Source organism: Devosia sp. CN2-171 (assembly GCF_049354815.1).
Taxonomy (GTDB): domain Bacteria; phylum Pseudomonadota; class Alphaproteobacteria; order Rhizobiales; family Devosiaceae; genus Devosia_A.
On record NZ_CP186479.1, the window covers coordinates 1,890,084 to 1,904,143 of the forward strand.

The following is a 14,060-nucleotide window of genomic DNA, read 5'->3' on the forward strand; positions in this document are numbered from 1 at the left end:
TCGGCCGCTACGCTACTAGCTCGTGTATGACGCCTTGGCTGTCGGAACTCAGATGTGGGCCCTCTTCCGTCGTGAGGAGTTGACCCGGAAACCAACGCTCGTACCAGGCCTTCTTCTTTGCCCACTCACTTGCGTATTCCGTAAGGTCCAGACGGCCCAAGTGCTCCCAGAAGTACGTCTTCCCTGCCCAGGTCACCGTGAAATCGGGCAGCCGGAGGGTGCCGTCTCCAGCGAATAGTGGAAGCTCATACCGAAACGGTATCCCACGTTCATGAAGCATGTTGGCGATGATCACCTCCGATTTAGAACGGAGCATGTCACCGCTAAGGGCCTCATGGATCTTTCCGGCTTCGTACCACCCGCCGCGGCTCTGAATGGCTGCCTTGGCGACATGCAGCTCGAACAAGCTTGAGTTGATTTGGGGCGTCTGGGCGTTCTCGCGGCGCCGTGCGTCGAGGAGGCTGTTGATGTCCCGCTCAATAAGCAGGGTGCAGTGTCGATTGGCTCGCGTGAGCGCCGTGTAGATGAGCTCCGCTGAGACGGGGCGTTTTCCGCTTGCTGGCACGACCACGAACGTGTGCCCAAACTCGCTGCCCTGAGCTTTGTGAACGCTGACGGCGTAAGCGAGCTCGAGGTTTCCTTCCACGCTCTCCGTGAGTTTGTACCGGGCGCCCCCATGCGGGACATCGGAACCATAACCCACAGTCAGTCCTGGCTTTCTTGAGAACTTGACCGCGAAGCGCTTGAGCCTAGGGCCGTAGCCGGTCTTGAGCGTAGTCCACACCTTACTGTCAAACCCGATGGTACCAACGGTCCCGATTTCTCCATTGAAGACTTCGACCTGCACACTCTCGCGCTTGGCGGAATCATAGGCCCAAAGCGGGTTTGATTTCGGCCGGTTTCGATACTGGATAACTTTGTCATTCAGCGTGATGCCGTCGACCGCGCCCACCTTCGCGATCACAAACTCCGAAACGTGCTTCTGGCACGCCTCATTCAATGCCTCGACGCCGTGCAACTCGGCGCGGTGCGGTGTCAAAATCTGAAATGCCGTCGGGTCGTCCTTCAGCACCTCCTGCCAGACCTTGTAAGCCGGTACTGTCGGATCGCCAGACGGCCCGCGCATAAGCTTTTCCATCGCTTCGATCAGCGTCGCGGCCAGCTCGGCTGGCTCATTCCAGAAGATGACGTCGAGATCTTTGTCGACCTCACCACCGGCGTGGATGCGTCCGATCAACTCTTCTTGGTCCGGCCGCGTCGCGCGGTTCTCCGATGTGGTGTCGTCCTTGTCCTCATCGTCGACAACAAACAGTTCGGAGAGCGCCACGATCGCGCTGCCGCGCCCTTCCGCTGCATTGAGCAGTTGACGGAGGTTCTTTTGCAGCCGCCCGAGGTTGTCGGGATACGACTTGCCCAGCCACTTTATCAGGTCCGCAAAGATCCGACCCCGGCCGATGGGTGGCAACTGCCCGGCGTCGCCAACCAAGATCAGCCGGCGAACCCCGTTCCAATCGATGGCCCGGAAGAGCGTCGCCGCCAGTTCCAGATCGAGCATCGACGTCTCATCGACGATCAGCGTTCCGATCGTCGCCCGCTTCCCGCCAAATCGCTTGAGGGTCAAGTTCTCATTTAGCCACCCGTTCGATGCGAGGAACGAGTGGATCGTCACGGTCTCGACTCGCGGCAGGTCTGCCTTCTCGAACACTTCGCGCGCGCGGTCGGCAGCCTTGCCGGTAGGCGCCAGTACCTTGATACTCGCTCCCTCTCCCTCAGCGCGCCTCACGCCGCGCACCAGGGCCTCGATCACCGTCGTCTTTCCGGTACCCGCCGCGCCGGTCACGATGGCCAAGGGACGGCGAAATAGCCGCTCACAGATTTCGGCCTGCTCGTCCGTCGCCTCGACATAGGCCTGCGCTGCCTTCCTCGCCAGTACGCTCCCAGACTTGTAAACCCAGCTCGTCCAGTCGTCGGCGGTCACCGGTCGGCGGAGGTCAATATCCGGCCGCGTGGCCATCGCGGCCAGGATCCCTTCGATGTCTCGCTCATCTTCGTAGATATGCTTCAGATAGATGGCGAGTCCGGGTTCGAGCTCATTGAGCGTTAGCGCACCGCCAAGAAACTCTGCATCCACCTCGAAATAGCGCAAATGGAATTCTGCCTGTTTCCATGCGGGGAGCCGGCCCATGCGCTGAGCGATCTCGACAAGTACGTCCTTGGCGAAACGAAATGTGTGGCTCGGTTCCTGACGCAGCTGATCGACGCAAAGCGCCCGAAAGCGTCGGGCATCGTTCAGCTCCATATCGGAGAGCGGCTTTCCGCCAACCTCGGGAGCGGGTAGCACGCCCCGGTCAATCCTGCTCCACGCTAAGCGATCATCAGGTGACTCGCCGCAAAACGATTCACAGAGCACATAAGGGTTTGCGGCAATTTCGCCACCGGATACGGCGAGGCCACACACATCGCGCCCATCCGACGCGATCGCAGACATCGCCTCCGCTGACAGATCGAAGCGAGGGAGGACATCACGCAGCAACAAGCGCGCATCGTCCGCCTGCAGTTTCCAGTTGCGGGCGATGCGGCTTCGCTCCGCCATGTCTAGTCCCGCGCTGATGTTGTTGCTCGTTCCCACGTCGAGGAAGGCGAACGCCTGCGCATGGGCCTCGGCTGATCCCTTTTCCATCGCCAGTTTCTTGGCACGATCGATCAGAGCCGTGGCGCCGGCCGCCTCGAGTGCGCGCAGCAGACCGGGATAAAGTCCTCGATGCTTCCAGAGTTCAGCGATCGTCTTCAGCAGCCAAGCTTCTCTGACGCTCCAATCCTCGCTCTGGTCATTCATCTCAATGAGAACGCGCACCTTGGCGAGAAGCTGCTCGAGCAATCCGATTGCCTCATCGTCCGACACATGCTTCGAGCCGTATTTGCATAGGTTGCTGTTTTCGGGAAACACGGCGATTTCCGCGAGTGTTTCAGGCTCATCGAGATACCGATGATAGGGCAGCCTCACCCCTTCATCTGGGTAGGCCGACGTGACATCGCGCGCCCACACCATACCGCCCGCGAATTTCCTCTGAACGTCCTCGGACGGATTAGCGTAGAGCAGCTCCGCACCGAGCTTGACGATGCGCGATGCGCCAATGATAGCGTAGCGCGGCGCATCATCCTCCGAGAGCGGGTTGGAATAGTTTGCATAGTAGAAAATAAGGTTGTTGCCGACGTCGTCCTGGATGGGTTTGAAGAATTCTAGGGTGAGCTTTCGACGTGTGTTGTTGTCGAGAAATCCCTCGGCCTTGACCTCAGCGGCATACATTGCCTCGTAAGGCCAAATGCTCACCGTCGCTGGGGGCAGGGTCCACTCGGCCCGCCCGGCTCCGCCGAAAAAGAACTCGGGAGGATTGGAAGCAGAAGGAGCCTCCTCCAAGCCAAACGCATTGTAGCTGTAGCTGCAGGGTGGGACATATCCATCGATAGTGTTGCCCATTTTGCCGGCGTGGATCTTCTCAAGGTCAAGCTTGCGCTCCCTGGAAATGACGTCCCCCGGAAAAGACTTACATCCTACACAATAGCTGTTGAGATCGGGTCGACGACAGATCGCACCATTCCAACCATCATTGTGCCAAGCAAGCCGCGCCGTAACATGTGTTGGCAATCCGCTACCTCCGTGAAATTGGAATAGAATGTCTATTTTGCCTGTGCGTGGCAACGACTAGTAGACATCAGGCCCAGTTGATCATGGGGGCAGTGATGTGATCTTCGACGTGCCGAGGCTGGGATCTCGACGATTTGTGGCGGAGGGAGAATATCTATGGAGAGCTGGGATGTCGCGGGGTGACCTTAACGGCTCTCGCTTTCCGGATTTTCTGAGCAGCAGTGTGCGCGGCAGCGCCGAACTGGTCACATAGAAGCCCTGGGCTACACGCCACTTCGCCATGGCATCATGGCGCTGCCTTCACGCGCTAGGCGGTCGGTCACGATCCAGCCGTCGGCATACGACCGATCGCCCACCAGACGCCGGAGCGTTGATCCTCTATAGCAGGACTGGTGGCCGATTGCCGGTTGCGAGCCGACTGGCATCCCGCCATTCTAGCTACTTTCCGACATTGCGGAGGTTAAGCTGGGAAATAGCTCCTGCACGCGCCGCTGCATCTCTAGGCGGTAGCTCTCGGGGAAGTCCTGGTGCTCGAGGGCGGCGGGATGTCGGACTACGAAGTCAACGGTCGACGGAGCGATCTCGAACTTTCGGGCGGTGTCTGCAAACAGCGCGGCCGACGGTGCAAAGCGCCGCTCCTGATTGGGAACGGCGCCCTTGATATAGCTCTCGACAGCGGACCGCACCGCAAAGTCGCTGAAGCCTTCAGTTGCTACGAGATAGGCCAGCGCCACGACGCCCCCGTCAGTCGCCGAAGCGGGGAAGCTGGCCAGCAGCAGGCCAACGGCTTCCCGACGGCTCAGTGTCTCGATCATGCCCATTTAAGCGCTCCAAGGTGGGTGCGAAGAGAACGTCGGCAGCGGTCCTGCGCCGTCCAACGAATGCAGCGTTCGGTGGTGGCCCGGGCAGCGGCGGAGCCGGCTCGTCTGACCAGCGGTCCTGGTTGAGCCAGGTAGCAGGGTTGCACCAAGGTCGTTCGTCGAGCTTGGCGCGATAACGAGCGAGTCCGTTCATCAGCGATATGGCGTCAACCCGGCGGCGAGCTGCAGCGAACGCCTCCCGAGCAGCTGCCTTGGCCACCTTGTTCGGGTAGGCGTTCCAAAATGCGTCGAACTCCTTGGGAGACAGGCTCGACGCGCCCGCGCGTTCTTCTGAGCGAAGCGAAGAAGAACTCTGGTATCTGGTATCTGGTCTCTGGGCCTTAACCCTGGGGTTAACCCCAGGGTTAAGTTGCGCCTTACCCCCCCGCGGCGCCTGCGGCTTGGCCGCTTGCAGCAGGAGCGGGTTTCCGCCCCGCTTGCCGTTGCTACGATGCTTCTGGAACTTGGCTTCGTCGCGCACCATTCGACGGCTGAAGATGATGCCCTCGTCGTCTCGACTGAAAACGCCGGCCGCCTCCAGTTCATTCAGGAGCGCGGCCACCTCGTCCATCGGTGCGCCAGCCAGCAGCGCCAATTGCGAGGAGGTAACCCCACGGTCGTTGATGCGGAGCGAGCCACGCGGTTCCGCCTCGTGCATTACGCAGAGCATTTCGAGCCACAGACCTCGAGCGGCGAGTGAGCACATCCGAAGGGATGGATCTGCGCGATGATCGGAGGGGTAGAATGCCAGCCAGGGGCGGCCTCTCGAGTTGCTCACGGCGCACCCCGAAATCGGGAAAACCCCTCGCGCGCGCGCCTGCGCCCGCCCGCGCACCCGCGATGCAAAAGAATATGAGGTTTTATCAGGTTTTCAGTCTCGCTCATTTTGAGCCCCGGTGGCAGCGGACGGCGCGGGCGCTGGGTACGATCCATCTGTCTTTGGAGCGGCCGAGGCGTGGTAGCTGCCATTGCCAACGACCTCGGCAACGGTCGATCCGACGGCGACCCGACCGCCGAGCACATACCGAGCGTGACGGACGGCGAACGGGCCGTCGTGCTTCTCCTCGATCGTCACTACTCGCAGTCCCTGTTCGCGCAGGCGGTGCACGTAGGCGGCCCAGTGCGGCGCTGGCGTAGATTGCGACGTGCAGCCGCGTAGTCCCGCGGCGGCGAGCTGAAGAAGCGCCCATGCGACACGGCCCTTCACCTTCCTGGGCATGCCACTAGGCAGGATGCGGTACCAGACGACCAACCTCGAGATGCTCATGGGGCAACCCTGTACTCACGCTCGAAACCAACGATGTTCGGGAAAAGCGCAATCTTGTTCGCCGCGGCGAATGAGCGCGACGCTGCTTCCCCTTGCACTTGGAACAGGGGGGCGGTATCCGGATACCGGGATGTGCAGCTAGTCATTTCCCATTTCTCAGCGCCCGCCTCCTCCCCAGGGGCGGGCGTTCGCTTGCTAGGGGTTTGCATGCTTAACCCCCCAGAGCTGCACACTCGATGCACGAGCAGGGCCGCCGGCGACGAGGCTGCGCGCGGCCTTCGCGCGTTCGATGCTGCCCAGCACCTCGCTCAGGGGCCACCTGGACAGCCTGCCCAGTTTCAGGGGGCGCGGCAGGCTGCCTTCTGCGACGCGACGCCAGATGGTCGGTACAGACTCATGGCGCACCGCCGCAACTTGACGAACGTCGAGCAAGGGGTCTTCGGCGCCGGTGGTCGCCTTAAGCTGATCGGCCAAGGAGAGTGCCGTAATGGACAGCTGTGTTTGCATGGTACGATCCTCAGCGGTCTGATACCGCCTTGGACAAATGCCTCATGCCGTTCGGCTAGCGTGTGCAATCTGGCGCAATTGCGTGAGATTGCGCGAGGACGCTACGCGCCCCGTTCACGACGGGCCTTTAGTTCGCTCAGCACGGTCGACACCCTTCGCATCGACGGTGAAGTCATTTTCTTTGCTTCGAGCTCGACCAGCTTTAGCTGCTCAATCTCGTCAATCTTCTCCGGCGGGGCTCCATCGGGTGGCCACAATGTCGCCCGTGCCAGCCACTCGATGATCTGAGTGTGCCGGTCCTTGTGACCCACCTTTTCGGGTGGAATGCCGTGCGGTGGCCATAGCGCATGCATCGCCGCCTCGGTCCTGGCCGCCACGGGTCTGCGTCTGGCCATCGGCTTTGGTGCGACGTGGGCGGTGCAGTCTTCCTCGACGCGATGCCACCGCGCGTGAAGATCCTCGGTGCTCACTTTGATGCGCCAGTAACGCTCGCCCGACCTGTGCCAAATCCGATCGTCGAACGAATCCTCCCACTCTTCCGGCGAGCAACCTGGCGTGGAGATCAGCCTTGCACCTCTGCACTCGGGAACGTCTTCGAACCCCAGCAGCACAGGCTCAAGGTCCATGAACTCAGTGGGAGGTATTCGATCTGGTCTACCCCCCTCTTCGCCAACGCCGAAAGCGCGCACTTTATCGCCCGCGATAGCCGACATCAGCTGTTGATAGGCTCGCCGCCATTGCTGGATGCTTGCGGGGGTAGTTTGGCCAAGATCCGTGGCGAGCCACCATGCAGCTCGCATAAGGGCCATCGTATCGGGCGACAACGCGTCCAGCGCCTCCCATTCCTCGTCTCTGAAACTGAGCCCAACCGGTGTGCCCCGCTCGGGGTCAATCTGTCTGGTCACTTGCGCAGCTCGTCCTGTGCCTCAGGGTGGGGCAGGACCGACTGCAGCAGCACCAGCGCGCGCTCCCGGTGCCCCATCAGCAAGCGCTCCTGACGGACCTCTATTTCCAGTCGATCGAGGACAGGAATGTACGCCGCACCGTATTTCAGGACGACCCATGCAGCGACCGCCAGCGCGCGCTGGAGATCCGTCGCGTAGTGCAGGGCGACAAGCTGCGACGCCGTCTCGGGTAAAGCGCCAGGATTGCCAGACGCCTGCATCATCGCTGCCCAGACGCCAACGCCACCAGCTGGCCTGTCTTGCCCGTGACGTGGGCCTCCCACCGCGTGTGTAGCGCCCGACGCTGCTCGAGGAAGTCGGTGCGCCGGTACGCCAGTTCGACCTTACCTCCGGCGACATGGCCTAAAACTGTTTCCGCAATTTCCCGCGGGGCGTCGGTGGCTTCCGCAAGCCAGTCTCGCAGCGATGATCGAAACCCGTGAGGCCGTGCTGCCATGTCGCGCCTTTCCATCAGCCGGCTCATCGTCGCATCGGAAATCACACCTTTGCGGAGGTTGGGAAACAGGAAGCCGTCGCGCGCGAACTGAGTGCGCGCCTGTTCGACGATCGACAGAGCTTCAGAAGTCAGAGGAACCCGGAAATCGCTGGTGGCATCCTTTCGGCCCTTCATGGCCTCGGCCGGGATGGTCCAGACATCACCTTGGATCTGTTCAGTGCGAAGATGCCTCAATGGATTGGAGCGAACCCCTGTGAGGATCAACAGTCGCAGCGCCAGGTGGGCGATGCTCCCTTCATTGAGGGAGGCATAGAAGGCAGGCACCTCACGCCAGTCTAGCGCGGGGATGTTCTGCGACTTGTGTCGCGACTGGCCGAGCAGCGCCCGGGCCTTCTCGGTGGCTTGGAGGTCAACTGGCAACCCAAGGGCCGCTGCATGCCGTAGAACGATGGCGAGCCGATTGAGCGCCTTCCTGGCCGTCTCGCCCTTCTCGTGCCAGATCGGCTGAAGACAGTCCCTCACGTCGATCTGATCGATGTCGCCTACCGGAAGTTTCCCCAACAAGGGCAGGATGTGCAGCTTGAGCGGTGTGAACCAGCGCCCAGCGGCGCCGTCGCCCTTAAGCGACGACTTCCTGCTATCGAATGCGTCTTGGGCGACGTCCTTGAGTAGGTGTAGGCTACGTATCGCCTCGCGTCTCTGGTGCTGCCGCTCCTTGACAGGATCCTGGCCAAGCCGAACGCGCTGCCGAGCGTTGTCCGCCATCGACCTCGCCTCAGAGAGCGACACTGCGGGAAAGGCGCCCAGCCCCATCTCGCGGCGCCGGCCGTGAACAACCACGCGCAGCACCCATTTGCCTCGTGACTTTTCCGGCTTCACCAGCCATAGGCCCGCTCCGTCCGCGAACTTGCCCTTGTCTAGGGCGGCCACACCTTTGGCACTTAGTCGATTGGTTGCGCGCAACTAGGTCCCCCGCTGGTCCACCCTCTGGTCCACCCACTATCTGTAGTATGGTGACCAACCGCTCAACTCACTATGATACGACATGATAGCTCAAACACGACGGGCAGCAAGGGGCGCTCGTGCGGCGCGCTGCTTTTTGAGACAACCTGATCCGACCTGAACCCTACATATTGATCAGTTCAATGCCGGTCCCTGGCACCACTTCTCTGTTCGCCAATCCCCGCGAATGAGCGAGAAGACCCAAAAAACTGCTGACACTGCCAGCTGATGGTCAGGCCTGCTCGGCCATGGTCGCCAGCAGGCCCGGATAACTCAACGATTGACCGGGTAGCCGGCAAACTGGAGCCATGCAAGGGTTCGGCGTTGGGCTTCGGGGAAGGTGACGACAGGCTCATAACCCAGTTCCCTGGTTGCCTTGGCGTGCTGCAATTTCCAGGCGCAGCGGTGCAACAGGCTCATTTCGAGGCTTGCGACCGGTGGCGCCGATGCTGCGCCCTGCCCCGCCGCCCCTGCCCGGCTAACGGCCATCTCGCGCATGCCAGCCTTCAGGGCTGCCTTTATCGGCCGGGGGAACCGCCTGGCGATGCCCTTCAGCGTTCCATCGTTCAGGAGGCGACGGAGTATACCGCGCGGTTCCTCTGCCACTGGGGGTTGCAGCTCCGCTAAGGGATAACCGAGCACTTCTCCGACCGGCGCCAACAGGTCATGCCAACTATAGGTTTCGCTGTCTCCGAGCAGGTAGGCCTCGCCGTCCGCTATGTCGCTAGCGATCGCCAGAGCCACTGCATGGACCAGGTTATCGACATAGATGCCGTTGCAGATGCCAACTCCACCATCCACCAGATAGGCCTGACCGGCCAGCAGGTCATCGGCAAATCCGCCCACCCAGAAGGAGCGGGGGCCATGGACGATGCCCGGGCGCAGGATCACCACTTCAACGCCGCCCTGCTGCCTTAGCGACAGCAAGCGTTCCTCGGCCTCGACCTTGGCATTGTTGTAGGCGATCGGCTGACGGCGCGAGAGTGGGGTCTGCTCGGTGGTGTTGGGGGCGGGGCTTTGCCCGTGAACCGAGGCCGAACTCAGATAGACGATCCGCTTCACACCAGCCGCCTGCGCAGCTCGATAGACGGGCTCAATCGAGCCGACAATGGTTTGAAGGTCTCCCGCAATAGCATGAAGAACGCTGGAGCAGCCTTGAAATGCCTCCGCAAGTGCTGCCTCGTCGCGACCGTCGGCAACACGCCCTTCGAGGGGAAAGCGGCTCGCAAGCGCCAGGGATTGTGCGGCGCGCACGACGGGTCGGACTTCGTGCCTGCCGCCGAGATACAACATTTCAACGGCGCGGTTACCGATGAACCCGCCGGCACCGAGAATAGCAAGACGCTCCATCATCGTGGCACCCTTGGCGGCGCGACAGCGCGAGCGGCTTCTTCCGGGGCCAGCCAGGGAAGCTGCATCGCCACGCGATCTGTGTAGCAGCGCTCGATCAGGGAAATCGTCGGAAGCACCGATTGCAATTCAGTGCCGCCCGTGCCGGCGGGCATCGCCCCCAGAATTTGCTGGACGAAGGCCTGCTGGAAATCGTCCGGACTTGAACCCGGAACTGCGGCCATCAGCACCTGGGAACGCGTATTGCCTGCCAGATGAAAATCAAAGTTGAGGGCTTCGTTGACGGGCCAGGTGAGCCAACCCTTGGAGCCGACAATGCGGTAGACGTTTGGCCGCGCCCAATCTCGGCTGAGCCGCATTGTTGCTTGAAACGACCCATAATCAAGCCTGGCCAGGCAGTTGGCCTCGACGCCGCCGAATGCATCATCTTCGTAATGGACGCCGCGAGGCTGGCCAAACCACCACTGCAGCAGATCCAGGCAGTGGGTGCCGATATCCTGGAGAACACCGCCGCCCGAAGATGCGCGCGAAAAATAGGACGGGCCGGCAATGGGCCAGGCGAAAGGCCCGCCCTCAAAGGAGGTGACTTCCCTGATGTCGCCAAGCAGGCCCGAGTGTACGACATCGGCGATAGCCCGGGTCGCAGGAAACTGCCGCCGCACCTGCCCGGCGAACAACCGCCTGACGGTGCGCGTCGCCGCATCAATCATTGCAGTTGCTTCGGCAGCGCTGGTGGCCACGGGCTTCTCGCATAGAACATCCATTCCGGCTTCCATGGCTGCGATGGACTGGGCCGCATGGAGGGTAGGTGGAGACGCCACGATCAGGAGATCGGCGCCGCGTGTCAGGAGATCTTCAAAGCTCGTCTCGACAAGCTCGGCGCCGGCGAGGTTGGCGAAAGCCCGGGCCCGCTCAGCATGCGGATCGAAGGCCGTCACCCGGCGCACTCGACCATCCTGAACAAGACGCGCCAGCGCGGGCGCATAGTATATGCTGCTGACGGCACCACAGCCAACCACTGCGACATGGGCGCCCGAACTCGCAGTCATACCCGGCCCCTCATTCCATGCCGAAGCGTGTCCTGCCTCGCGGCGGGGGGCCAACCACCATCGTGCTCGACAATTCCGTACACAGCTTGCGGCATGTGACTTTTCTCCATGTCCAGCCCCAACGCCGTGACCCGGACGGCGGTAGCCACTCTCACCTGACGGCAGGCCGGCAACACCCGTCAAGGCCAGAATCCCGTTCTCTTCGTTCCATACGACGGAACCCCAACTTCTTCCCTGTCCTCCGGAAATGGGTCACGTTTGCCCGGAAAACGCACACTGGCGACGATACGCCTAAGACGTGTGCAGACGCACGGCATGCAAAAGAAACACGCATCCCGCATCGAGGCAGCGCCGGGCGCGGGGCTGTTGCGAGGGTGCGCGAGACGACCAGGGACAATCGGAAGGGACTGACCGACATGCAACTGAAACATACATTGGTGCCAGGCCTCGGCGGCATCGCTGCCGCAGCCATCATGCTCTCGACCTTCGGTGGCGCAGAGGCGCTGGCCGCCTCGCCGCGGGCGGCGGAAAACAAGGTCGTGCTGATCGCGCGGCAGGATCCGGGCACGCTGGACTATGTCACCAGCGGCCTCACGGCGCTGCGCCTGTGGATCCCGGCAAACGTCGTCGAGCCGCTGGTCTACTTCAACAAGGACGGCTCGGTTGAGCCCGGCGTCGCCGAGTCCTGGACCATCTCCGACGACAAGCTGACGTACGAGTTCAAGATCAGGAAGACCAACTTCTCGGATGGCACCCCGGTGACCGTCGAGGACGTGATCTACTCGCTCAACACAATGAAGGCCTCGCCGGTCGTCAACAACTCGTCGGCCTACAATGCCGTAACGTCGATCGAGAAGGTCGACGACTCGACCGTCAAGGTGACGCTGTCGCAGCCCAGCCAGAATTTCTGGCGCGGCATGGGGTCGATCGCCGGCCTCATCCAGCCCGAACACGCTGCCGGCTCGATCGCCACCAACCCGATCGGTACGGGCCCCTATGTGCTGAAGTCCTACACCACCAACTCGACCTTCGAGTTCGAGGCGAACCCCGAATACTGGGGCACCAAACCAACGATCACCGCCGCCACCGTACGCATCGTGACCGACGGCACCGCCGGCCTCAACGCGCTTGAAGCGGGCGAAGTCGACGCCGTTCCGGTGATCACGATCGATCTCTGGGAACAGTTGACCAAGCGCGAACTCGACAAGAAGTTCACCCTCGTCACCTACCCGCAGATCGGGGAGCCGACCTACGCGGTATTCAACCAGAAGCTCGATCCCGAACTGCGCAAGGCGCTTGCCGCGACGCTCGACCGCCAGTCGTTCAACGACGCCTTCGGTGCAGCCTGGGGTGCGGAAAACACCTGCACCTTCGCCCTGCCGAACCAGCCCTGGTATGAGGCCGAAAGCGCCGAAAGCTGTCCGTATCCGTTCGACTACGAGGCGGCCATGGCCGCGGCCCCGGCCTTTGCCTCGACCCCGCTCGAATACGCTTCGCTGAGCGACGTGCCTGACCTGTCGCTGCCGGCCGACATCATGGTCCCGTCCATGCAGGGCGCGGGCTTCAACGTTACCCGCAACGCGATCGACCTCGCGCGCTACAGCCAGCTGATCTTCCAGGGCCGTCCGCCGCAGTTCGACATCACCGTGATGTCGGGCGACGCCGAGCCGACCCAGTGGGCCTGCCCGAGCCCGGACAAGGCCGGCTGGAGCACCTACTGCAGCCAGCCCTATACAGACGCGCTGCTGGCCGCCGACGCGGCTCCGACCGACGAGGAATACCTCGCCAAGATGAAGGAAGCCGCCAAGATCCTGCGTGACGATGCCGTAATCGTGCCGCTGATCGCCAAGAAGGGCGTCGGCCTGTTTGATGCCGAGCTCAAGGGCTTCCTCGAGCCGCGCGTTCTTGTCGCCATCGAGATCGGCAAGCTGCACTGGTAAGCTGACTATTGAAACCGCGGGCCGGCGGCGCGACGCTGGCGGCCCGCATGACGTGACGTGACTTTTCCCGGGAGTTGGCGACATGGCGATCTATCTGCTGCGCAAGCTCGCGTTCTTCATCGGCGCGGTGTTCGTCGCCTCGATCGCCATCTTCCTCCTCATTCGCGCCGCCGGCGGCAATGTCGCCGCCATCGTCCTCGGCAAGGACGCGACCGCCGAAGCGATCAACGCGCTGGCCCATACCTATGGGCTCGATAGGCCGCTGCCGGTCCAGTATTTCGACTGGATCGGCAAGATGTTCACCGGCGATCTCGGCCAGTCCTTCCGCACCAAGGAAGCGGTCGCCGAGCTCGTGACCGACCGGCTGAGCGTCTCCGTGCCGCTTGCCCTTTCCGGCCTGATCCTCGGCCTCATCATCGCCATTCCGGTCGGCACGATCGCAGCGCGCAATGTGGGCAAGCCGTCCGGCGCCATCCTGGCGCTGGTCAGCCAGATCGGCATCGCCGTTCCGGTGTTCTGGGCTGGCATCCTGCTCTCCGTACTGTTCGGCGTGCGGCTGGGCTGGCTGCCGACCGGCGGCTGGATCGACTGGTCGCAGAGTTGGGTCGGCGCCATCCGCTCGCTGGTGCTGCCGGTGCTGTCGCTCGGCCTGATCATGGCCGCGGTGCTGATCCGCTACGTGCGCTCCGCCGTGCTCGACGTGATGAATCAGGACTATGTGCGCACCGCCCGCGCTGTCGGCATGACGCGGACGCAGGCGCTGCTGAACGTGGGGCTGCGCAATGCAGCCCTCCCCATCGTCACTATCGTGGGCCTCCAGATCGCCGAGCTCATCGGCGGCACCGTGATCATCGAGATGGTGTTCTCTCTGCCCGGGCTCAGCCGCATGATCCTCGCCAATGTCGCGGCGCGCGAGGTGATCGTGGTGCAGTCGACGGTGATGCTGATCATCGTTTTCGTCATCTTCGTAAATTTCGTGGTCGACCTGCTTTACGGCATCCTCGACCCACGTATCCGCAACGCGACGTGAGGGAGCGC

General features: G+C 62.3%; 12 protein-coding genes. 2 read left to right on the forward strand and 10 right to left on the reverse strand.

The features are described 5' to 3' along the window. Nucleotides 1-7: 7 nt before the first annotated feature. From ACOYW5_RS09365 to ACOYW5_RS09410, 10 genes are all read right to left on the reverse strand, one after another. Entirely contained in the window at nt 8-3,478 is a 3,471-nt protein-coding gene (locus tag ACOYW5_RS09365) for an AAA family ATPase (RefSeq protein ID WP_423068978.1), read from the reverse strand. A 602-nt stretch (nt 3,479-4,080) separates the two neighbouring features. Continuing rightward, nucleotides 4,081-4,467: a hypothetical protein gene (locus ACOYW5_RS09370; protein ID WP_423068979.1), complete on the reverse strand. Its 387-nt coding sequence runs from the start codon at nt 4,465-4,467 to the stop codon at nt 4,081-4,083. Continuing rightward, nucleotides 4,391-5,164 (reverse strand): hypothetical protein, encoded by a 774-nt coding sequence (locus ACOYW5_RS09375; RefSeq protein ID WP_423068980.1) that lies wholly within the window; start codon nt 5,162-5,164, stop codon nt 4,391-4,393. The genes ACOYW5_RS09370 and ACOYW5_RS09375 overlap by 77 nt, the downstream gene beginning before the upstream one ends. A gap of 213 nt (nt 5,165-5,377) precedes the next feature. Further along, entirely contained in the window at nt 5,378-5,773 is a 396-nt protein-coding gene (locus ACOYW5_RS09380; RefSeq protein ID WP_423068981.1) for a winged helix domain-containing protein, read from the reverse strand. A 195-nt stretch (nt 5,774-5,968) separates the two neighbouring features. Further along, nucleotides 5,969-6,280 carry a helix-turn-helix transcriptional regulator gene (locus ACOYW5_RS09385; protein WP_423068982.1) on the reverse strand — a complete coding sequence of 104 codons (312 nt, stop codon included), beginning with the start codon at nt 6,278-6,280 and terminating at the stop codon, nt 5,969-5,971. 101 nt (nt 6,281-6,381) lie between these two features. Further along, entirely contained in the window at nt 6,382-7,185 is an 804-nt protein-coding gene (locus ACOYW5_RS09390; RefSeq protein WP_423068983.1) for a hypothetical protein, read from the reverse strand. Then, nucleotides 7,182-7,448 carry a hypothetical protein gene (locus tag ACOYW5_RS09395; protein ID WP_423068984.1) on the reverse strand — a complete coding sequence of 89 codons (267 nt, stop codon included), beginning with the start codon at nt 7,446-7,448 and terminating at the stop codon, nt 7,182-7,184. The genes ACOYW5_RS09390 and ACOYW5_RS09395 overlap by 4 nt, the downstream gene beginning before the upstream one ends. After that, the gene (locus ACOYW5_RS09400) at nt 7,445-8,644 is read right to left on the reverse strand and encodes a tyrosine-type recombinase/integrase (protein WP_423068985.1); all 1,200 of its coding nucleotides are present in this window, start codon (nt 8,642-8,644) and stop codon (nt 7,445-7,447) included. Before ACOYW5_RS09400 ends, ACOYW5_RS09395 begins: the two co-directional genes overlap by 4 nt. Before the next feature lie 312 nt (nt 8,645-8,956). Further along, nucleotides 8,957-10,036, reverse strand: coding sequence for an NAD-dependent epimerase/dehydratase family protein (locus ACOYW5_RS09405; protein ID WP_423068986.1), 1,080 nt, complete (start codon nt 10,034-10,036; stop codon nt 8,957-8,959). Continuing rightward, nucleotides 10,033-11,082 (reverse strand): Gfo/Idh/MocA family protein, encoded by a 1,050-nt coding sequence (locus ACOYW5_RS09410; RefSeq protein WP_423068987.1) that lies wholly within the window; start codon nt 11,080-11,082, stop codon nt 10,033-10,035. Before ACOYW5_RS09410 ends, ACOYW5_RS09405 begins: the two co-directional genes overlap by 4 nt. Nucleotides 11,083-11,498: 416 nt before the next feature. Here ACOYW5_RS09410 and ACOYW5_RS09415 point away from each other — a divergent pair, with 416 nt between their 5' ends. Further along, on the forward strand, nt 11,499-13,022 hold the full coding sequence (locus tag ACOYW5_RS09415; protein WP_423068988.1) for an ABC transporter substrate-binding protein: 1,524 nt from the start codon (nt 11,499-11,501) through the stop codon (nt 13,020-13,022). A gap of 82 nt (nt 13,023-13,104) precedes the next feature. Continuing rightward, nucleotides 13,105-14,052: an ABC transporter permease gene (locus tag ACOYW5_RS09420; protein ID WP_423068989.1), complete on the forward strand. Its 948-nt coding sequence runs from the start codon at nt 13,105-13,107 to the stop codon at nt 14,050-14,052. The last annotated feature ends 8 nt before the right edge of the window (nt 14,053-14,060 follow it).